Source organism: Sphingobacterium corticibacter (assembly GCF_003076635.1).
GTDB lineage: Bacteria > Bacteroidota > Bacteroidia > Sphingobacteriales > Sphingobacteriaceae > Sphingobacterium > Sphingobacterium corticibacter.
On sequence record NZ_QDKG01000005.1, the window covers coordinates 185821 to 207633 of the forward strand.

General features: G+C 42.8%; 14 protein-coding genes. 4 read left to right on the top strand and 10 right to left on the bottom strand.

Going from position 1 to position 21813, the window contains the following annotated elements; translation table 11 throughout:
• Positions 1-39 precede the first annotated feature (39 nt).
• Positions 40-1461 carry a glycoside hydrolase family 125 protein gene (locus tag DC487_RS13705; RefSeq protein ID WP_116776531.1) on the top strand — a complete coding sequence of 474 codons (1422 nt, stop codon included), beginning with the start codon at positions 40-42 and terminating at the stop codon, positions 1459-1461.
• Positions 1462-1680: 219 nt separating this feature from the next.
• On the opposite strand, the gene infB is transcribed toward DC487_RS13705, so the two are convergent.
• The 4 genes from infB to DC487_RS13725 form a co-directional block, all read right to left on the bottom strand.
• A complete protein-coding gene (infB, locus tag DC487_RS13710; RefSeq protein WP_116776532.1) occupies positions 1681-4662 on the bottom strand; it encodes a translation initiation factor IF-2 in 2982 nt (993 codons plus the stop codon).
• A 103-nt stretch (positions 4663-4765) separates the two neighbouring features.
• The gene (nusA, locus tag DC487_RS13715; RefSeq protein ID WP_116776533.1) at positions 4766-6004 is read right to left on the bottom strand and encodes a transcription termination factor NusA; all 1239 of its coding nucleotides are present in this window, start codon (positions 6002-6004) and stop codon (positions 4766-4768) included.
• 2 nt (positions 6005-6006) lie between these two features.
• Positions 6007-6471 (bottom strand): ribosome assembly cofactor RimP, encoded by a 465-nt coding sequence (gene rimP / locus DC487_RS13720; protein WP_116776534.1) that lies wholly within the window; start codon positions 6469-6471, stop codon positions 6007-6009.
• 107 nt (positions 6472-6578) lie between these two features.
• The gene (locus tag DC487_RS13725; protein ID WP_116776535.1) at positions 6579-8846 is read right to left on the bottom strand and encodes a S9 family peptidase; all 2268 of its coding nucleotides are present in this window, start codon (positions 8844-8846) and stop codon (positions 6579-6581) included.
• 114 nt (positions 8847-8960) lie between these two features.
• Between DC487_RS13725 and DC487_RS13730 the strand changes: the two genes are divergently transcribed.
• Complete coding sequence (locus DC487_RS13730) at positions 8961-9476, top strand: hypothetical protein (protein ID WP_133228592.1); 516 nt, start codon at positions 8961-8963, stop codon at positions 9474-9476.
• A gap of 117 nt (positions 9477-9593) precedes the next feature.
• Positions 9594-10466 (top strand): SH3 domain-containing protein, encoded by an 873-nt coding sequence (locus tag DC487_RS13735; protein WP_116776537.1) that lies wholly within the window; start codon positions 9594-9596, stop codon positions 10464-10466.
• Between the two features lie 95 nt (positions 10467-10561).
• On the opposite strand, the gene DC487_RS13740 is transcribed toward DC487_RS13735, so the two are convergent.
• The 4 genes from DC487_RS13740 to DC487_RS13755 are packed head-to-tail and all read right to left on the bottom strand — an operon-like array spanning position 10562 to position 16710.
• On the bottom strand, positions 10562-13609 hold the full coding sequence (locus tag DC487_RS13740) for an efflux RND transporter permease subunit (RefSeq protein WP_116776538.1): 3048 nt from the start codon (positions 13607-13609) through the stop codon (positions 10562-10564).
• A gap of 19 nt (positions 13610-13628) precedes the next feature.
• Positions 13629-14693, bottom strand: a complete 1065-nt coding sequence (locus DC487_RS13745) for an efflux RND transporter periplasmic adaptor subunit (RefSeq protein ID WP_116776539.1) — start codon at positions 14691-14693, stop codon at positions 13629-13631.
• An 8-nt stretch (positions 14694-14701) separates the two neighbouring features.
• On the bottom strand, positions 14702-16051 hold the full coding sequence (locus DC487_RS13750) for a TolC family protein (protein WP_116776540.1): 1350 nt from the start codon (positions 16049-16051) through the stop codon (positions 14702-14704).
• 20 nt (positions 16052-16071) lie between these two features.
• Positions 16072-16710 (bottom strand): TetR/AcrR family transcriptional regulator, encoded by a 639-nt coding sequence (locus DC487_RS13755; RefSeq protein ID WP_116776541.1) that lies wholly within the window; start codon positions 16708-16710, stop codon positions 16072-16074.
• A 222-nt stretch (positions 16711-16932) separates the two neighbouring features.
• Here DC487_RS13755 and clpB point away from each other — a divergent pair, with 222 nt between their 5' ends.
• A complete protein-coding gene (gene clpB, locus DC487_RS13760; RefSeq protein ID WP_116776542.1) occupies positions 16933-19542 on the top strand; it encodes an ATP-dependent chaperone ClpB in 2610 nt (869 codons plus the stop codon).
• A gap of 86 nt (positions 19543-19628) precedes the next feature.
• Here the strand turns inward: clpB and DC487_RS13765 are convergent, their stop codons facing one another.
• Both DC487_RS13765 and DC487_RS13770 read right to left on the bottom strand, forming a co-directional pair.
• On the bottom strand, positions 19629-20822 hold the full coding sequence (locus tag DC487_RS13765) for a S41 family peptidase (protein ID WP_116776543.1): 1194 nt from the start codon (positions 20820-20822) through the stop codon (positions 19629-19631).
• Positions 20823-20861: 39 nt separating this feature from the next.
• The gene (locus DC487_RS13770; protein WP_116776544.1) at positions 20862-21602 is read right to left on the bottom strand and encodes a porin family protein; all 741 of its coding nucleotides are present in this window, start codon (positions 21600-21602) and stop codon (positions 20862-20864) included.
• Positions 21603-21813: the final 211 nt, after the last annotated feature.

Here is a 21813-nt window from a genome sequence, read left to right on the forward strand (position 1 = left end):
GCAATAATAAACTAAAAACATCAATAATTATACATTAACATGAAGCGTAGAACCTTTATTCAGAACTCCGCTCTTTTGGGCGCAGGCATGTTAGCCAGCAAGTTTTCACTAGCTGCCGACGGATACGCCAACTTCCCAGTAGTTAGAGTTGCTGAGAAAGACAGACACTTTAAAAGTAAAGTGGTCGAAAATATTATCAAAGAATTTCAAAGCAAGGTGGCCGATAAGGAATTGGGCTGGTTATTTCACAACTGTTTTCCAAACACATTGGATACCACTATCTATGACGAATCTACTGCCACTCAAAAATTGACCTATGTCATTACGGGCGACATCGATGCGATGTGGTTGCGCGATAGTAGTGCACAAGTGTGGCCGTATTTGCCATTTATGAAAAAGGATAAAAACCTTCAAAACTTGATCGTTGGACTAATCAACAAACAAGCAAAATGTATCAATATTGATCCATATGCTAATGCATTCTACAACGATCCAACCAAAGAAGGCGAATGGTTTTCAGATCATACCGAGATGAAAGCGGGTATTCATGAGCGCAAATGGGAAATCGATTCTTTGTGTTATCCAATCCGTCTAGCTCACGCTTATTGGGAAGAGACTAAAGATACTTCTCCATTTGATGCAGAATGGGTACAAGCGCAAGAGAACGTTTACAAAACTTTCGTGGAGCAACAGCGTAAAGAAAGCTTAGGGCCATACAACTTCATGCGTACGACACCGCGTGGTACAGATACGTTGCAAGTAGATGGCTGGGGATATCCAGTGAAGCCTGTTGGCTTAATCTGCTCTAGCTTCCGCCCTTCGGATGACTGTACGATGTTACCATTTTTGATTCCTTCGAACCTATTTGCCATCGTTAGTTTGAGACAATCGGCTGAGATTTTGAGAAAGGTCAAAAACAACACCGATTTAGCGCAAAAAATGGAAGCTTTGGCGAACGAGGTCGAGCAAGCTGTCAACCAATATGGTATCATCGACCACCCGACCCACGGACGTGTTTATGCCTTTGAAGTGGATGGTTACGGTAGTTATATGATGATGGATGATGCGAATGTTCCTAGCTTATTATCGTTACCTTACTTAGGTGCAGTAGATAAAAATGATGAAGTTTACCAGCGCACGCGCAAATTCATCCTTTCAGAAGAAAATCCGTTCTTCTTCAAAGGAACAGCTGCTGAAGGTGTTGGTGGTCCGCATATTGGACGTGATATGATCTGGCCAATGGCAATCATTATGCGGGCAATGACTTCTTCAGACGATGAAGAGATCAGAACATGTATCCAAACCTTGAAGAAAACACATGGTGATACTGGTTTTATGCACGAATCATTCCACAAGGATGATCCGAAGAACTTTACCCGCCATTGGTTCGCTTGGACAAATACATTATTCGGTGAATTGCTCTGGAAAACATACCAAGAGAAACCAAGCTTATTGGTGTAATTGATCGATATATCACAAAAAAGCCATCCCAAAAGGATGGCTTTTTTTATTAGAAGATGGCGTCGATTGTTAACGATACATTCCAAGATATTTATGGAAATACTTCGAAAACTTTATAGCCATAAAATAAAAAGTCCTGATAAGAATACACCTATCAGGACTTGCCTTAATTATTCTTTGTTTAGCTTGAGGAGGACATTACCCCTCTAGCTTTAATGATTACAACTTACGCTTAACTTCTACTTGTTCGTAAGCTTCTACAATATCTCCTTGCTGGATATCGTTGAAGCGATCAATGTTAAGACCACACTCGTAACCGAATGTTACTTCTTTCACATCGTCTTTAAAGCGTTTCAAGGAAGCTAATTTACCGGTATGTATTACTACACCATCACGGATCACGCGGATATCATTATTCCTGTTGATCTTACCTTCCAAGACCATACATCCGGCGATAGTTCCGACTTTAGAGATTTTAAAGGTTTCGCGGATCTCCACGTTAGCCACGATTTTCTCTTCAAATTTCGGTGCCAACATGCCTTCCATCGCAGACTTGATCTCATCGATCGCATCGTAGATGATGGAGTACAAACGGATATCGATCTGCTCTTGCTCTGCCAATCTACGAGATCCTTGTGTAGGACGTACTTGGAAACCGATGATGATCGCATCTGATGCAGAAGCTAATAATACATCTGACTCAGAAATTGCTCCAACCGATTTGTGAATGATATTCACTTGGATCTCGTCGGTAGAGAGTTTCAATAATGAATCGGATAGTGCCTCAATAGATCCATCCACATCACCTTTCACGATCAAGTTAAGCTCCTTGAAGTTACCGATAGCCAAACGACGACCGATCTCATCCAAGGTAATGTGCTTAGTAGCACGCATTCCTTGCTCACGTTGCAATTGTAGACGTTTGTTAGCTACCTGTCTTGCCTCTGGCTCACTTTCCATGGCGTAGAATTTATCTCCCGCTGTCGGTGCGCCACCCATACCCAAGATTTGTACTGGTGTAGCCGGACCGGCTTCTTTCACACGCTCACCACGCTCGTTGGTCAAAGCTTTCACTTTACCTGAGTGTGAACCTGCTAAGATCGCATCTCCGACACGCAAGGTACCACCTTGGATCAATACGGTAGTCACGATACCGCGACCTTTATCTAGAGCAGCTTCAATGACAGAACCTACAGCACGTTTCTTAGGATCGGCTTTCAGGTCTAACAATTCTGCTTCTAATAATACTTTCTCTAACAATAACTCGACGTTATCACCTGTTTTTGCAGAGATCTCTTGAGCTTGGTATTTACCACCCCACTCCTCGACCAAAATATTCATCGCAGAAAGTTGTTCACGAATTCTATCTGGGTTCGATCCCGCTTTATCGACTTTCGTGAAGGCGAATACAATTGGCACTCCAGCAGCTTGCGCGTGGTTGATGGCCTCTTTGGTTTGCGGCATTACGGCATCATCCGCCGCAATCACGATGATAACAATATCCGTTACTTTGGCACCACGTGCACGCATCGCCGTAAAGGCTTCGTGACCCGGTGTATCTAGGAACGTGATCTGACGACCGTCTTCTAATTTCACAGCATATGCACCGATGTGCTGCGTAATACCTCCGGCTTCTCCGCCTGTCACGTTAGCCTTACGGATAAAATCTAATAAGGAAGTTTTACCGTGATCCACGTGTCCCATCACCGTTACGATAGGTGCTCTAGGAATTAGGTTTTCTTCGGTATCAGCTACTTCAAGATCAGCTACTTCTTCGTCTTCTGGTTTAATGAACTCGATTTCGTAACCAAATTCGTCTGCTACAATCGTGAGTGTTTCGGCATCCAAACGTTGGTTGATGGATACGAACATGCCTAAGCTCATACAAGTTGAGATAACCTGTGTTACCGACACATCCATCAAGTTCGCCAATTCATTTGCGGTAACAAATTCCGTTACACGTAAAATTCTTGATTGTGCTTCTTGCTCCATTGCTGCCTCTTCTGCAGATAGGGCAACATCATCCCGTTTTTGACGACGTAGTTTAGCACGCTGTGCAAACTTACCTGATTTACCCGCTCCACTCAAGCGAGCCAATGTCGCTTTGATTTGATCTTGGATATCTTTTTCAGTAGGTTCCTCTTTTGGAGTAGCTGGTCCTGTACCTCTTCCACGATTATCATGGCGACCTCTGTTGCCTGGGTGATTACGATCTCCCGGTCTTCCTGGCCCACCTGTTCTGTTACGATCATTCGGACCGCCTCCTGGACGATTTTGCTGATCGCCAGTAGCTCCAGATGTTGTTTGTCCCGGTTTATTTGGCGTACTAGTACGCTTGCGCTTCCGTCTGCTGTCGTTATTAGCGGCATCGGATGAAGAAGCAACAGGTTTATTCGATTTGAATACAGGAAGATCAATCTTGCCGATTACTTTCGGCCCTGATAAAGTGGTAGATCTGGCACGAATGACATCGTTGCTAGCTTCTGGGGCTTTCGCAGGAGCTGGAGTTTCCTCCTTTTTCTCTGCTGCAGGCGCTTTAGCTACTTCCGCAGGTTTTTCCTCTGTCTTTTTGTCCTCAGCTACTACAGCTGCTGGCTTTTCTACTGGTTTCTGTTCCACTTTAGGTTCAGGGGCTGTTTCTTGTTTCGGAGTTTCTGCTTGAGGTTTTTCCGCTACTGGCTCTTCCTTCTTCACCTCTGCTACCACTGGTGGCGTCACCACAGGCTCAGCCTTAGGTTCTTCTTTAGCCGGCTGTTCGGTTTTTGGCGCTGGTTTACCTCTCTTAAGGCTGTCCAAATCGATTTTACCGACCACTTTCAGTGGACTTTTTTCTTCCTGAATTTGTTCTTGCTGTTGTTCTGTTACGGGCTCTGTAGGCGCCTGCTTCGCAGCTGGTTCCTGACTAGCTTCCGCATTGCTTTCGCGGTTATCAGTAGCGTCGACAGTAGTTTCAGGTTGATTGGCAACAGGAGCTTCGTCACGACGAATCTTTCCGATTACAATTTGTTTTGCCTCGTCTTTTACTATTTTATCTCCCTGAAACTCTTTCAAAAGAACCGCATACATATCTGGTCCCAGCTTCGTATTTGGCTTCGACTCTACGTCAAACCCTTTCTTCACCAAGAAGTCTACGGCTGTCCCGATTCCTATGTTTAGTTCTTTTGCTGCTTTCAGCAAATTAATGCTCTTACCTTCTGTCATCTAACTTATACTCGCTATAAAATATGATACTACAAAAATATGTTTTTTTTACACCTATTTAACATTTTAATGAAAAATAGTCTTGCCGTTTTTGCTGTGCATATTATTCAAATTCTGCTTGCAGAATGCGCACAATCTCTTGGATAGTATCTTCCTCCAAGTCGGTACGGCGTACCAATTCTTCTTGAGACAGTGACAATACTGATTTGGCAGTATCTAGACCAACGCGTTTCAATTCGTCAATGATCCAGCTATCGATCTCATCTGAGAATTCTTCGATATCCACATCCTCATCAATTTCATCATTCTCTCTATATACATCAATCTCGTAGCCAGTCAACTTACCGGCCAACTTAATGTTGTGACCACCACGACCAATCGCTAACGATACTTGATCTGGTTTCAAATACACGGCTGCTGTCGAATCCTCATCGCTCAATTTAATAGAGCTGATGCGTGCTGGACTCAATGCACGAGTGATGTATAGTGAACTATTGGTGGTGAAGTTAATCACGTCAATATTCTCATTGCGCAACTCGCGAACGATACCATGAATACGTGAACCTTTCATACCCACACAAGCACCTACTGGATCAATACGATCATCGTAAGATTCTACGGCTACTTTGGCGCGTTCTCCTGGCTCACGAACGATTTTCTTAATGGTAATCAATCCATCAAAAATCTCTGGAACTTCCAATTCAAATAAACGTTGCAAGAATTCTGGTGCAGTACGAGAGATAATAATCTTTGGATTATTATTCATCATATCTACTTTATGTACAACCGCACGCACGTTATCTCCTTTTTTGAAATAATCAGCAGGGATTTGCTCGGTTTTTGGCATGATCAACTCATTGCCATCCTCATCCAGCACCAAGATTTCTTTTTTCCAGATTTGGTATACCTCGCCAATCACTAGCTCGCCTTCTCGATCTTTGTATTTCTTGAATACTTCGTCTTTCTCCAGCTCCAATACTTTCGAAACCAACGTTTGGCGCGCAGCTAAAATAGCTCTACGACCAAAGCTCTCTAGCGTGATTTGCTCGATATAATCGTCTCCAACTTCTAAATCAGGATCGTAAGTATGTGCTTCTTTCAACTCGATCTCCAGATCATCATCTTCCGAGAAACCATCATCCATTACCGTACGGGTACGCCAGATCTCTAAATCTCCATTATCAGGATTGACAATAACATCGACATTTTCGTCGGTGCCAAAGCGTTTACGAATCATACTACGGAATACTTCTTCCAACACGGTAATCACCGTCGGACGATCTATATTCTTGAAATCTTTAAACTCCTGAAACGAGTCAATTAAATTAATATCGCTGCTCATTTTTATTTAAATGAAATTAACACCTTAGTCTCCTTTATATCTGTAAAAGGAATTTCACGCTCTTCTTCACGCGCTTTCTTTCCTTTTTCTTTTACTTTTTCTGTTAGCTGCACAACCGTGTCGGAGGCTGCTAATAATGTCCCTTCTCGTTTGGTACCGTCTTGCAAAGTAATTTTTACTTGGCGACCTACATTTTTGTGGTATTGGCGCAACAACTCCAAAGGATAATCAATACCTGGAGAAGACACTTCCAATCGATACGCTTGATCGAGCACGTTTTCTTCCTCCAAATGATACCCTACATGGCGGCTAATCTGCGCGCAATCTTCGATCGGCAAACCTTGATCTCCATCTACTAAGATAGACAAAACACCATTGCTTTGCATTTTAATGCGAACAATAAATAAGTCTTCCCGATCGGCGATTTTTTCCTCTACCAGCTCTCGTACCCGTTGCTCTACCTGCATAAATGATTCCAGATTTGAATTAAAAAAAGGGGGCAAATAGTGCCCCCTTCCTCTCAGATGTACAAAGATACAAATATTATTGAAATAACAAACTACTGCTATAAAGATTAGTTAAGGTGCTTACCAAAGAAGCCCATCATCGCTTTATAGAACTGTATCTGATTTTCTTCTTTACCAAAACCGTGTCCTTCATCGTACTTCACCATATAAGGAACGTCTACCCCTTTCTCGCGCAAAGCTTTTACGATCTGATCTGCCTCGGCAATCTTCACACGAGGATCATTTGCTCCTTGCACGACAAACAAAGGTGCTTGAATCTTTTCGATATGGAAAATAGGAGAAACCTCTGTCGCAATCGCAGCTTCCTGCTCATCATCTAAGTCGTACCAGATTTCGTACAACATCTCTTTATACGGCTTCCAATATTCTGGAATGGAGCTCATCAAGGTGAAGATATTGGATACACCGACGTAATCTACACCTGCTTTATACAATTCTGGCGTTTTGGTCAGACCACGCAATACCGCATAACCACCATGACTACCGCCATAGATCGCGATATTATCTTTGTCGACCCAACCTTGCTCAATCGCATATTGAATGCCATCTTCTACATCGTCCATGGCTTTACGCCCAACTTGCTTAAATCCGGCACGTAAAAACTCTTTACCATAACCGCCAGATACGCGGAAATTCACCTGCAATGTGGCATATCCACGACTCGCAAACAATTGCGTTTCTGGGTTGAAACCCCAGCTATCGCGCACGCCTTGTGGCCCACCATGCGGATTCACAATTAAAGGCACTTTTTTTCCTTCAACCGCCGCTTTTGGAAGTGTGATATAACCGTGAATGGTCAGTCCATCTCTCGAAGTGAATTGAATAGGGCGAACTTCTGCCATATCTGCTTCCTTCAATTGCGGCATTAAGTCGACCAATAACGTTGCTTTTCCGGAAGCGGTATCGTAGTGATAATATTTGCCGTACAACTTATCGCTCTGCACAATAATCAGCAATTGATCCTCTTCATCCGTTTTTCCTACTACTCTAAATTCGTAACCCGGAAACTGTTTTCCCAGATTCGCATAGATCTTCGTAAACGTAGCACTGATTGGTTTGATCTCTACCTTTTCTCCTTCAAAACCTACGTAATCTACTTCCCAATTACGCTTTCTGGATAGAGAAATTAGATCGGCGTCGAATTGATCGTGTGCAAATATTTCTCGAATCTCTTCATTCTTCTTCAAATCGTACAGGACAATACGTGCCCGATCAGAAGTGAGATTGGTAATTGCATAGGCTTCATCTTTGTTTTCTGAGGCGTAATTGAACGATACAATACTGAACGAATCATCCCATCTGCCCGTATGTTTCTTCACGAAATCATCTGTGCCAGCAGCTTTATAATAATACTCCGTTTGTGTGCCGTTGAGCATCTTCGCATAGCCGCGCAACACCCCTTCTTTATCAAAATCATAGCCGACGATCGCATTAGCAGGATCTTCATTGGTAAATAGCTTTTCTAGATCACCCGTATTGATATTGACTTTATAAGGTTCAAAAACTTGTTTGTTATCCTTATTCATCTGCACGATGATGAAGTCTTTCTGCTCTTTCAGCATATTGAGAATGCTGGCTTGTACGCCTTCAAATGGGGTTAGATCTATTCCGTTGCTCCCATCGATATTGATCGCAAATAAGTGATAGTTTTCGTTACCTCCTTCATCCATCACATAAATTAATCGATTATCATTTATCCAGCCCGTACCGCGAATAAGCTCATCTTTCTCTTCGATCGCACGCACCACATTACCCGTAGCGACCTCTTTGATCATCACATGACGCTTATTATTTTCGTCTTTCTCGCGGTACAATAGGTATTTACCGTTTGGAGACAACTGGAATCCCGACATAATGGGCTTCGCAAAGTAATCTTTTACTTGATACGCGAAATCGCCTTGATCTAAAGCGATTAAGGCATCGATCTCTTCAGGACTAGAAACTAGCGACGGATCTCCGGGTTTGGTAATCGTCGTTTTTTCCAAAACTAAAGGCATTTCCATGCCTCCTTGCGAGAATGTTCCGGTGATTTCCCCACCTTCCAAAGTGCCCACATACTTCATCCCAGCTTGTTCTAAAGCTACTGATAAGGTATTGTTTTCGAATGTGGCTGGGGATAATGGCAATCCGCTTGCCCCTTGCATCGGAATGTCTAACGTGGCAGCAATGCCATCTGGTGTTTCCGTAATATGGAAGATAAGCTCAAGGCTGGTGCCTTGAATATCTAACTTCCCTTTCCAATCACCGGCAACTTGCGCAAAAGTATGACTCATTCCCAAAAGTACTAATACTAGTGTAAATAGATTTCTTTTCATAGATAAAAATGGCTTTTCCCAAAATTAGTAGCTTTAAAAAGCTTTTTGTTACACCTAATTACAATAAAACTTTTTCACATAGGCGCGGTTTTAATTAAATAGAAAAGTGCCATTATGATGAAGCAATTAACAACCTTATCTTCCTTACTGTTTAGCACAGCCATTATAATCTACAGTTGCCAAAGTATGGAACAGCGTCGCGAAAATCAGGATCAGGACAGTACCACGATGATGACGGAAAAGCATTCCGAAACGGTGCTTACGGACATACCGTTCGCCATCGCGCAGAATTATTTTGTACAAAATGATGCGCAGCTACCTGAAGACCCTAAAATCACCACACAGTCAGATTTTGACTCTATTTTTGGCAATGCCACATTGATGGGCGAAGATGGAAAATCGACTCCAATAGATTTTGAGCAACAATTTGTAATTGCTGTCGTATTGGATCAATCTGAATTTGCAACGAAGATCGAGCCGATGGATCTAAGAAAATTAGATTCGGAAAAAATCCAATTTCGTTACACGGTCACCGTTGGCGAACGCCAACCCTATATATCGCAATCGGCATTGATCTTGGTAGTAGACAAGAAACATGAAGCTACCGTCGTGCTGAAAAGAGAAGATTAAGCTTAAATGTGAAGCCTGAATCTTGAAAGGAACTATCCGGCTTCGCAGGTAATAACCGATGGTTATCCGCCACATCATGTGGTATTAGTTATCATACCAAATCCTTAACTTTACCGCATGAAAACAGCTATTTTACTCTTATTAGCACTCCTGATCTCTTCAAAAAATTTTGCACAAGAAATCCCTGCCGCATACGCCGTTTCTGAAGGTTTTAATTTCTGGAATCTTCAAGAAGGAGCCACTGCTTATGTGATTGCAGATGAGGCCTACATCAGAGAGTATCCAAGTACAAGTGCTAGATTGTTGGATTCTGTCGTATTAGGAACAGTCGTCAAAATTATCAGCATTGGCTACAACGACAATATAATAAGAGGTTTTTATGCGCCTTGGCATCAGATTTCGTATCAGAAAAATAATGAAACCAAAACGGGTTTCATATGGCTAGGCCTATTAGCGCTAAGCAGACATGTCGATAGCGAAGGCACTCAGTATCTTTTCGGATTCGACCGATTTATAACAGCAGGTGATGATACTTCTGATTATTACCGATGTGATCTAAAACTTCTAGATAAAAAAGGGCAGTTAATTCAGAAGTATAATTTTCATTACGACTACTTGGATCAAGGCTATTTTAGTAGCGAACTTTTGCCAAACATGGGCTTAAAAGGATTGAAAAACATCCTAAAAGTCGAATTCTCCGGTGAAGCTTGCGGTATACCTACCGAATACTATTATGTAGGTTGGAACGGAAATGATTTTATCGATTTGCCAAAACATTACACCGTTAGTGATGCAGGAATATTTTATCACGAAGAAACGATGCTATTTCCTTCTCAACACAAAAAGGGCAACAACCTTGTATTTAAAATGATTGAAGAAGGCGTAGCGGAAGACACTGATCTGGAAGATGCGGAGATGACCATCACCAAAAGACAAGAAACGTATGTCTGGGACGGAAAAGTCTTATCGCAAGTGGTGGAGATGAAATAAATAGAAACTTCATTACCTAATAAAATATCGAAACGGCTCCGATTACGTTAAGCAATCGGAGCCGTTTCGATTTCAAAACAGGTAATCGTTTAAGATTACTCTGCCACATTCGGCGGAATCAGTTTATAAATTACCGGCGTCACGACACGTGATAGTAGAGTCGAACTAATCAATCCGCCAATCATCACAATTGCCAAAGGCGAAATAAGTGGGTTGGACGACCAAGCGATCGGCAACAAACCTCCTATAGCCGTCAAGGAAGTCAAGATAATTGGTAAGAAACGAATTTCACCTGCTTTTTCAATAGCTTCATTCAAAGGCATTCCTTCGCGACGTAGTTGATTGGTAAAATCTACCAGCAAAATCGTATTCTTCACCTCTATCCCGGCTAATGCAACTATTCCTATGGTCGCTACAAAAGACAGCGTATTCCCAGTCATTAGCAACGCTAAAACAGCCCCCACAATACCCAACGGTATCACAGAAAGCACAATCAGCGTACTTTTGAACGTTTTGAACTCCAAGACTAATACCGCGATAAACATAAAGACCGTGATAATAATAATCGTGGAAAATCCTCCAAAGGCCGCTTCCCGACTCTCTACTTCACCTCCCATAGAATAGCTGTAGCCATCTGGAAAATCAAAGTTATCCATTTGTTGAATCACCGACGTGATCACTTCGTCATTGCCATAGCCTTTTTGCACGAAGGAGTTGACGGAAACCGTGCGCTCTTTATTACGGTGAAAAATACTTGACGGCGACGACTCTAATTCGAAGCTAGCCAGTTGGTACAATGGAATGGATTGCCCTTCTATATTCTGCACAAAGATGCCTTCCAACGTATTCAAATCAGCATATTCGCCACGCGGAACGGTGACCAGTACTTCGTAATCATTATCGTCGGAGTTCGGATCAGAAAATGTTCCTGCGGAATATCCGGCAAGCGCTACACGTACCGTTTGATCAATCGTGCTGCTCGGCACGCCAAAAGCCATAGCCTTTTCGCGATTCACGCGCACCCGAATATCAGATTTATTGCTTTTGATCGGATTGTTGACATATTCTGTACCGGCTGTCTTTTTCAGCAACGTCTCTACCGAAGCAGCTAAACGTTGGAGCGTATCCAAGTTCTCTCCTTCAATACGAACTTCGACCGGAGATATTACCGGAACACCTTGCTCAAAATCACGCACTTCTACCTTGGCACCTAGGTAGGGCGACCAACGTTTGCGTAACTCTTCGATCAGTGCGATCTTCTCTTTTGATTTGACATCATCGTGCAATTGCACAAAAATCTCCGCGTAAGCAGGATTCTCATTGGCTTGCTGCATATTATAATATACGCGTGGATTGCCTTTACCTACGTTACTAGTGTAGTATTTTACATCCGCTATTTGGCTGAGCTCCTGCTCTATTTGCCGCGTGATGCTGTCCGTTGTCACCACGTTTGCTTGTTGAGAAGCAGTGACATGCACCATAAATTGCGGCTTTTCTGATGGCGGGAATAAACTAAAACCAACCACAGGAATAAGCGCTAATGAAGCCACAAACACAACGACAGCCACCACAGTGGTGATGATAGGATGTTTCAACGCTTTATCCAACAGTTTACCGTAGGTCTGATGGATTCCTTTTTGCATGGTGCGGAGAATGATATTTCCACCCTCATGCTCATGTGGCTTCAACAGCTTACTTGCTAGGAATGGCACAACCAATAGCGCTACCAACATGGAGCCGATCACAGATGCGATGACGGCCGTCGGCATACTGCGAATAAATTCGCCTGCCATCTCCGGCATAAACATCAATGGCATAAAGGCAATTACTAAGGTAACCGTACAACCGACCACTGCTAAGGCAATTTGTTGTGTACCTTTTATAGCCGCCTCTAAACGCGAATAACCATCGCGCATCCAACGCTCAATATTTTCGACCACGACAATACTATCATCCACTACCAAACCGAGCGCTACCACAAAACCGACGATGCTTAACTGATTGAGTGAATAACCAGCAATATTCATCGTAATCAGACCCAAACCCAGCGATAATGGAATCGCGATCATCACCACGAGCGAAGCACGTGTACCTAATGGTAATAATGTGATCAAAACTAGCGTAATCGCAATTAAGAAATCGATGCCTAATCCACTAAGACGTTGATTGACGTTGTTCCCTTGATCAAAAGATAAAATTAGATCCACATTATCTGGAAGCTTTTCTTTAAAGCTTGCAAGTACTTGGGTGTAGGCTTCCTGTGTTTTTGCAATATTCTCCCCTTCTTTTTGCGCCGCATTAATTAGCACGCATTGGTATCCATTCAGCCGTGTAATGTGGGTGTTAGGACCAAAACTTGGATATACATCGGCAATATCTTCCAAAAAAACATTTCGGCCTTCGGCACTTGCTACCACGGTACGACGAATTTGATTAACATCTTGATAGCTTCCACTGGTGGTGACGCTGAAATGCCGTGTTCCTGCATCCAAACTTCCGCCAGGGATATTTTGAGTTTCGCTGCGTACAATCTGCAAGACCCGATCCATCGGGATCTTCTGCTCGCGCATTTTATCCATATGCAGATCTACACGTACTTGCTGCGGCGGCATACCAGATATATTCACATCTTTCAGTGCTTTTACTTTTTCCAACTCCGACTTTAGGTCTTCAGAAAGTCGTTTCATGGTAGTTCTTGAAGCATTTTCAGACACCAATGCTGCTTGAATAACGCTTACATTATTCGGATCTACCTTGAGCACCTGCATGCTATAGATGTTTTCGGGCAATTCACTGCGTGCAGCATTCAACTCCCGCACCATTTCTTGGTATTTGCTTTCGTAGTCCGTTTTGAATTCGTATTCCACAAAGATGAAAGCCAAACCATTATTGATCGTGGTCTTGATCGTCTTGATATTGTCTAATCCATAAAAGCGGGACTCCAATGGTTTCACCACGAGGTTTTCCATATCTTTTGGACTGGTTCCGGGATACACCACCACGACGGGAAAGTTGGAAGCTTTCATTTCTGGATCTTCCGCACGCGGCATAGTGAGCAAGGTGCTAATGGCAACGACCATAATCATCACCACCATGATCATGGTAAATTGATAATTCTTGATTGGATATTTTATAAGGCTCATAGCGATAGTTTCTAAAATATTATGGTTTTACGCGTATGAATGATCCTTCAGTGAGGTAAGGACTTCCGGCAACGATTACACCTTGCACATTTTCCAATCCTGATATAATGGTAACGGATTGCTGACCAATCTCGCCCAATTGCACAGCTTGCTTGGTCGCCGTCTTGCCATCTTTTGTCACGTAAACATAAGCCTGCTTACCGTTGGCGTCCACTAATGCTTCGTACGGGATTTCCCAACTATTTTGGCGAGCTGCTATGCTATTAGATTGTGCGACGGAAATACGTGATTTACCAAAAACGCCTGCGGCTAGTTTGCCATTGAAAGGAGATTTCACATCAAGATAAATAGCAAAAGTCCCAGATTTTGGATCCATCGCTTCGAGTTTATTAGATACTACCGCTTGCAATTTCTGCCCGGGAAGCGCATCGGTTTCAATTTCGGCTGTATCGCCTTTTTGGATTCTCGCCCATTGACTATCGCTCACGCCCACTTTCAACATCCACTTATGCGTACCGGCGCCGTTTACTTGCAAAACTGGCGTTCCAGGGCCAACTACTTGCCCTTGATTGGCCAAGCGAGCTAGCACGAATCCCGAAAATGGTGCGATAATGTGCAATTGTTGTTGATTATATTGCACGGATTCTATATCGCGCTTGGCCAATTCCCAAGCGGATCGTGCATTTTGCAATTGCTCCAAGGTAGCTACACTATCGCGATACAATTTTTGTGCGCGCTGATAATCGCGCTCCGCTTTCTCCAATCCCACATTGGCTTGCCCGACTTTTGCATCTATTTCTGTGGCTTGCACAGAAGCCAATCGCTGACCTTTGCGAATGGGATCACCTTCTTTCACATAAATCTGCTGAATAACGCCACCATTTTTAAAACCCAAAACGGTTTCATCATCTGTGGTAAATACGCCTGTTGCTTCGATAGTTTCTTCGCCATCGAGTTGTTGCAGCGATAATAATGTGACCGGAATGGTATCTTCTACCGAAATGGCCTCTTCTCGTTGCGCGTGACCACAAGAGGATAGTAGGGCGATTGTGATCAGGTATAAATTGATATTGGATATTTTCATGATAGGGTTTAATCTAAGGTATAACTTGCTGTTTCTCGTTCTAATTTGGCTACCGCGATCATCCACTTGTACAAAGCAAGATTTTCGGCCAATTGGGCATTTGTATATTGCGAACGCGCATCAATGGTTTCAATGTAGGTATTGACACCTTCGTTGAATCCGCGTTGGATTAGTCGTTGATAAGTTCCGGCAGCCTCTAGTTGCTTTTTCGCATTTTGATAATTCCGAATCGTGCTGGTCACCTCATTATTCGCTACTCGCGCTGAAGTTTCTAGCTGCTGTTGCACACGAAGGCGCTGCTGTTGTGCTTCTGCCACGGCCACTTGACTTTCGCGAATTTTCAACTTGTTGCGACCGCCTTCAAAAATGGGTACCGTGAGCTGCGCACCGATCATCACATATTGCGATTCCCGATTGAAGCGCATGTTTTCTGCCTGCGATCCCACATCAACAAATGCGTTTAACTTGGGCACAAACACTTGTTTGTTCATCTTCACCATCGTTTCCTGCACATTGATCTGATTGCTCAAGGCCTCCAACTCCTCTCTACCTTCTACTTGCAACTCACCTCGTTGCTGTGTTAGATTTTGTACTTTCGTGGGTTGCTGTTGGATAGGCTCTTCCGCATCTCTATTAAGTAGCATATTAAAATAATAGCGTGCATTGGCCACTTGCTGCTCTGCTTCGACCAATTTGGCTTCTCCTTGCGCAATTTCCGCATCGGCACGTACTACATACGCCGGCAATCCACTACCTGCTTCTAGCAACTTTTCATTCACGCGCTTTCCTTCTTTGGCGAGATCAAGCGCATTCTGGTATACCTTCACACCATCTTCCGCACTCCAATAATTGTAATAAGCGATCTTAATATCACGAACGAGTTCTCTTTGATAAATCTCCACTTCATGTTCGCGCATTTGCACTGCCTGTTCGTTCATGTGCTTATTGTGCTTGATATCGGTATTGATGATCGGCATACCCGCACGAATACGCGCATCGTAATAGTTTCGCGGCAGAAAATTAATGCGTTCATTGTTGATAAGTGGAAACGCTTGCGACTGTGTCAGTTGATTCAGCGTCTGATAAACCGGATTGAGCAAATCTCCGACAGGAAGTTCGATCATACGACCACCATTGGCGGTAGAATACACCGCATCGAAGGAAACAGTAGGTAAATACATGCTTCGTGCGATATCCAGATTGACCATGGCCTTATCCAAGGATAGGTTCTTCTCGGCAATCGTCAAGTTATTCTTCAACCCCACCGCGATATAGTCATCTAAAATGCTTTGCGCACTAGCCGAGTGAGAGCATAAGCTAGTGGCTAATACACAGATGATCAGAAATCTTGTTCTCATAGTTAACAGTGTTTATATTCTTATTTTATTCTCTCCAACATACTGACGTATAATTGAAAAGTACGCTCTAAAAATTCCGCCTCCAACGCTTCGGAAAACAGTAAATTATTGAGCTGTTTCAGATGGCCAGACAAAAACAAGGAAGCCATTCCATGCACCGTACTCCACGCTTGTAAAGAAAGCGTTTGCACATCCATTCCTTTAAAAAAACCTTCCTGCTGACAATCTTTAATCGTCGCAATCAGCATTTCAAAAACACGATCTCCTTCTTCCCAATAGTCCTCACCGCCATGATCATCTAAGAATTGCATCGGTTCTTTCATCATAAACATAAGTTCATAATATCCTGGCTCGGTTACCGCAAACGACAAATATGCTTTTCCGATGGCCTTTAAGCGTTCGAAAGCGTGATCTACATGCATCAACACCTCCATCCTAGTACGCAACAACGAACAACCTTCTAAATGCAAAGCGTACACGATATCACGTTTGTCTTTATAATACAAGTAAATGGTCGTGGGACTGATATCTACTTCCTTAGCAATCTTACGAATTGAGGTTGCTTCAATTCCTTCTTCGACAAACAACTTCTTCGCCGCAGCTAATATCTTGCTACGCGAATCCTCTTTATGTTTCAGTTTTTTTTCTTGCACACTCATAACGTTGCAAATATACTTAACACTGTTAATAATTTTAAAATTTTTAACAACCTGACGATCGTATGACGATGAGAAATACGGAAATTTAGGCAGACTCTAGTAAGCGAATAAGACATTTTGTCTCTTAAAACTCAACATAACCGACATAATTTCAGCAAGTTAACCTTGTGATTGACTAGGCATACGATTTGATGAAGCATCAGTATAAAAAACGACACAGCTATGAATTTTAACAACTATACTATTAAAGCTCAGGAAGCCATCCAGAAGGCCTCTGAGATTGCTGGTGGAAATCAGCAGCAGGCCATTGAGCCAGCACATATATTAAAGGGGTTAATGACGGTAGATGAAAATGTAATCAGTCATTTACTCAAAAAACTACAAGTAAATATCAATCATACGACTGCTGAGCTAGATCAGTACATTGCTGCTTTACCAAAAGTCTCTGGAAGCAATATTTATCTGAGCAACAGTAGCAATACGGTGTTGCAAAAAGCTCAAACTTATTTAAAGGAGTTTGGTGACGAGTTTATCTCAGTAGAGCATCTGCTGCTAGCTTTATTGAGCAGCAACGACAAGGCAGCTACTTTATTGAAGGATCAAGGCGCAACTGAGAAAGATTTGAAATTGGCAATTAAGGAACTTCGCGGCAATAATCGGGTAACCGATCAAAATGCCGAAGCCACCTACAATGCCTTGGGCAAATACGCGCGCAACTTGAATGAATATGCAGAATCGGGTAAACTAGATCCGGTCATTGGACGTGATGAGGAGATTCGTCGCGTGATGCAAATCCTATCACGCCGCACAAAGAATAATCCTATCTTGGTGGGTGAACCGGGCGTCGGTAAGACGGCTATTGCCGAAGGTATTGCACATCGAATCATCAAAGGTGATGTCCCTGAAAACCTCAAGTCAAAAACAGTCTTTTCGCTAGATATGGGCGCCTTGATTGCGGGAGCAAAATACAAAGGCGAATTTGAAGAACGATTAAAAGCGGTAGTGAAAGAAGTTTCGGACAGCGACGGCGAAATTATCTTATTCATCGATGAGATCCACACTTTGGTCGGAGCAGGTGGTGGCGAAGGCGCTATGGATGCAGCAAATATCTTGAAGCCTGCTTTAGCACGTGGAGAGCTACGTGCGATTGGAGCAACCACTTTAAATGAGTTTCAAAAATTCTTTGAGAAGGACAAAGCCCTAGAAAGACGTTTCCAAAAAGTAATGGTCGACGAACCGGATACGCAGGATGCGATATCAATTCTTCGTGGATTGAAAGAACGCTACGAAACGCACCATAAGGTGCGCATCTTGGACGAATCGATTATTGCGGCCGTAGAGCTTTCTCAGCGCTATATTACGGATCGTTTCTTGCCAGATAAGGCGATTGATTTGGTCGACGAGGCCGCATCTAAGTTACGCTTAGAAATGGATTCGGTACCTGAAGTGGTGGATGAATTGAACCGTCGCATCATGCAGTTGGAGATTGAGCGCGAGGCCATTAAACGGGAACAGGATTCGCGCAAAGTCGATGAGCTTTCGGAAAGTATTGCCAACTTATCCAACGAGCGTGACTCGCTGAAAGCAGCTTGGCAGTCGGAAAAGGATTTAGTTGATCGGGTGAATCAGGAGATTCAATATATCGAAGATTACAAACTAGAAGCAGAACAGGCCGAACGCGCGGGTGATTACGGTAAGGTGGCAGAATTACGTTACGGTAAAATCAAAGAGGCACAGGATAATACCGAGAAGCTTAAGCTGGAATTGGCTGAAAAGCAACAAAACAGCCGCATGTTGAAAGAGGAAGTTACTTCGGAAGATATTGCTGATGTGGTATCTCGCTGGACAGGTATTCCGGTGAACAAAATGGTGCAATCCGAGCGCGAGAAATTGCTCAACTTGGAAGAAGAATTGCATAAACGCGTCGCTGGACAGGAGGAAGCTATCGAAGCGATTTCAGATGCCATTCGTCGTTCTAGAGCCGGGTTAAGTGATGCCAAGCGGCCAATTGGTTCTTTTATATTTCTGGGAACTACCGGTGTGGGTAAAACGGAATTAGCGAAATCTTTGGCAGAATTTCTATTCGATGATGAACAAGCGTTGGTACGCATCGATATGTCTGAATACCAAGAAAGGCATGCTGTTTCGAGATTGATCGGAGCGCCTCCGGGATACGTTGGTTACGAAGAAGGCGGTCAGTTAACGGAAGCCGTTCGTCGTCGTCCGTACTCGGTTGTATTATTGGATGAGATTGAAAAAGCGCATCCAGATGTATTCAACATCTTGTTGCAAGTACTGGATGATGGTCATTTAACGGACAACAAAGGTCGCGTGGTGAATTTTAAAAACACCATCATCATCATGACGTCTAATACGGGTTCGCATCTGATTCAGCAGAACTTCTCGACCTTGAATGAGGAAAACAGAGAAAGTGTGATCGCTAAAACGAAAGACGATGTATTTGAGCTATTGCAGCAGAGCATTCGCCCTGAGTTTTTGAACCGGATTGATGAAATCATCATGTTCACACCGCTTGGTCGTGACGAGATTGGAGATATCGTGCGGATGCAATTCTCTCGCGTGCAAAAACAATTGGCCGAGCAAAACATATTCATCGAAGCAACTGAAGAAGCTTTGGATTGGTTAGCACAATTGGGTTACGATCCAGTATATGGTGCTCGCCCATTGAAACGCGTGATTCAAAAACGTATTCTCAATGAACTTTCTAAAGCCATCTTGGCGGATAAGGTCAGAAAAGACTCGATCATCAAGATTGACAGCTTCGACGGACAGTTTGTATTTGTCGAGAAAGAGCCGGAAACGACGGAATAGATTTAATTACAAAATAGAAAAGGATCGAACTTCGTTCGATCCTTTTCTATTTTGTAATATTTTAAATTCTCATCAGAATAATGAAGCTACTGCCGATTAATAAGTTGGATAGCCGCTTCTAACTGCGCATCTCGACCTGTCGCTAAGGTAACAAGATCTACAGGCGCTGATACATCTGGAGTCAGTCCGATTCCCTCATAAACTCTATTATCTAATGCCTTGATTTGTAATGAAGATGTATAGACCAAACTCATAAAGCTGGTTGCAAACTGACCAGCATTATATATATAATTGCTCGTCAAGGGTCCCATCGCTCCCCAAGTACGTTCTCCTACAAAGTGACCATTCGGCATTGCCTGTACCGCCAACGCCGTAATCTCTGACATACTAATTGAATAATTATCAGCGATCACCACAATAGGTGCCGTAATTTCTTTAGCTTCACTTACAGGATTTACTCTTGCTGGAATCCACGGGGTAAAATCCAACCGATTGTTGGTCAGTTTAGATTTTGTGTATCCAAAATGAAGTGGACTGGTAATCATACGACCAAGTAAGAAATCAAGATCAGCCAGCGCTCCTCCACCGTTATTACGCACATCAATAATGACACCACGAGGTTGTTCTCCCTCTAGAACATTCGCAAAAAAATGATCCAAAGTAGCTGCATAAGTCTCAGATGTCTCATAAAGATTTGATAAATTGAAAGAATTGAAATACAGATAAGCAATACCTTCGGAAGCTGCAGCTGTACCACTTACTGCAAAGTATTGCGCATTTGGTTCATTAACAATCACCCGAGAAACATCTGGATTTAAATATCGTGGGGGTATGGTATTAAAGAAATGATTTGGATTAATTCGACCCCGAAAATCCTCCATGCGCTGTTTCCGCTGAAATGCTGGATTTATCGTAGCAGAATCGCTTAATATCTCCGAGCGAAACTGAAGCGCATAATGACTATCTACTAATCCATTTGTCATCGTCTTAAAGTAGGTATAGCTTCTTCTGACATCAGCAGTATCATTGATATTCATAGTAGCGAAAATCGGCTGATAGCGACGGTAGACCTGATCCCAGTCTGTCGTATCGATATCCCAAAAGACATAATTGTTATTCATACCATTCCAGAACGTTTCAAATACCTCTTCAAAATTACCCCCAGGGTAGTCGGTTGGCCGCTCCAGCTCAGGCATATCTTTGCGGCAGGCATTCAGCATAACAAATAAAGCTGGAACAATAAGAACAATAGATCGTATGTTTACTATATAATTTTTCATTTTTTTTCTAAGTATGAGACAAGAATTGATAAATGGGAATTAGCGACCACCAAAACCATATAGCACACCCAATTGCACACCAAACGTATTGTTATAGCGAGGGATTTGATTGATCATGTAGTTTTTCTGCAAGTCGGTTAGGCTATATTGGTAACGCGCTTCCGCGAATATTTTATACTGCGGAGACACCCTATATTCCAAACCTACTCCAGCCAAAAGACCAAGCTCTAATCGTCTATCCCGACGACTATCAAACGATACGCGCTCATCATAGCTGGATAAGTTGAATATTTCGCTAAACCTATACAATTGGTCGTTATCACCCAAATCATTATCTGCCGAAAAAGCATCACCACTAGCTCCACGAATTCTACTGCTAGCCCAATAGCCAGCAAAGCCGCCAAGATTCAAGAAACCTCTTAAATCTTCACCACCAAACGAGAAATGAGCCATCAGCGGAGCTTGTATAAAGCTGTTGGTAACCTCGTTTTCCACACCTTCAAAAAAACCGGTACGCCGCAGCGCATAATTTTTCTGCACATAGGCGAGATCCAACTGAACACCAAACCAGTCATTGATGTGGTACTGCATCGGAATCGCAACTTGGAAACCGTTTAGCGGATAATTACGGGTAAAGGAACGACTTCCATTGTCCGTAGTCAACGTATTGCGTGTGTAACCAGCAGATAAGCCGATTTCGTAACGTTGTTGCTGTCCATATGATTGGGTTACCCCTACCATGAAAAAACAGGCCAGTAAAATGAGTATTCTTTTAGGCATCGTAGTTAATAGATATATTTCTAAATTTAGTTAAAGGAATAAGCTAGTATCACTATCGATAAAGCAAAACGAAATTTGGATACCGAAAGGAAAATTAACAGTTGACACAATAGTACTAATATTTGTCGATTATTTAGCAACCGTTGTTAGAAAACATCAAAACAACATGCCACACAGCAAGTAGAAATGAATCTTCGTGCATTTTAAGACG

Coding starts and splice junctions, on each gene's coding strand:
- DC487_RS13705 (WP_116776531.1), top strand. CDS start 40: ATGAAGCGTAGAACCTTTATTCAGAACTCCGCTCTTTTGGGCGCAGGC.
- infB (WP_116776532.1), bottom strand. CDS start 4,662: ATGACAGAAGGTAAGAGCATTAATTTGCTGAAAGCAGCAAAAGAACTA.
- nusA (WP_116776533.1), bottom strand. CDS start 6,004: ATGAGCAGCGATATTAATTTAATTGACTCGTTTCAGGAGTTTAAAGAT.
- rimP (WP_116776534.1), bottom strand. CDS start 6,471: ATGCAGGTAGAGCAACGGGTACGAGAGCTGGTAGAGGAAAAAATCGCC.
- DC487_RS13725 (WP_116776535.1), bottom strand. CDS start 8,846: ATGAAAAGAAATCTATTTACACTAGTATTAGTACTTTTGGGAATGAGT.
- DC487_RS13730 (WP_133228592.1), top strand. CDS start 8,961: ATGATGAAGCAATTAACAACCTTATCTTCCTTACTGTTTAGCACAGCC.
- DC487_RS13735 (WP_116776537.1), top strand. CDS start 9,594: ATGAAAACAGCTATTTTACTCTTATTAGCACTCCTGATCTCTTCAAAA.
- DC487_RS13740 (WP_116776538.1), bottom strand. CDS start 13,609: ATGAGCCTTATAAAATATCCAATCAAGAATTATCAATTTACCATGATC.
- DC487_RS13745 (WP_116776539.1), bottom strand. CDS start 14,693: ATGAAAATATCCAATATCAATTTATACCTGATCACAATCGCCCTACTA.
- DC487_RS13750 (WP_116776540.1), bottom strand. CDS start 16,051: ATGAGAACAAGATTTCTGATCATCTGTGTATTAGCCACTAGCTTATGC.
- DC487_RS13755 (WP_116776541.1), bottom strand. CDS start 16,710: ATGAGTGTGCAAGAAAAAAAACTGAAACATAAAGAGGATTCGCGTAGC.
- clpB (WP_116776542.1), top strand. CDS start 16,933: ATGAATTTTAACAACTATACTATTAAAGCTCAGGAAGCCATCCAGAAG.
- DC487_RS13765 (WP_116776543.1), bottom strand. CDS start 20,822: ATGAAAAATTATATAGTAAACATACGATCTATTGTTCTTATTGTTCCA.
- DC487_RS13770 (WP_116776544.1), bottom strand. CDS start 21,602: ATGCCTAAAAGAATACTCATTTTACTGGCCTGTTTTTTCATGGTAGGG.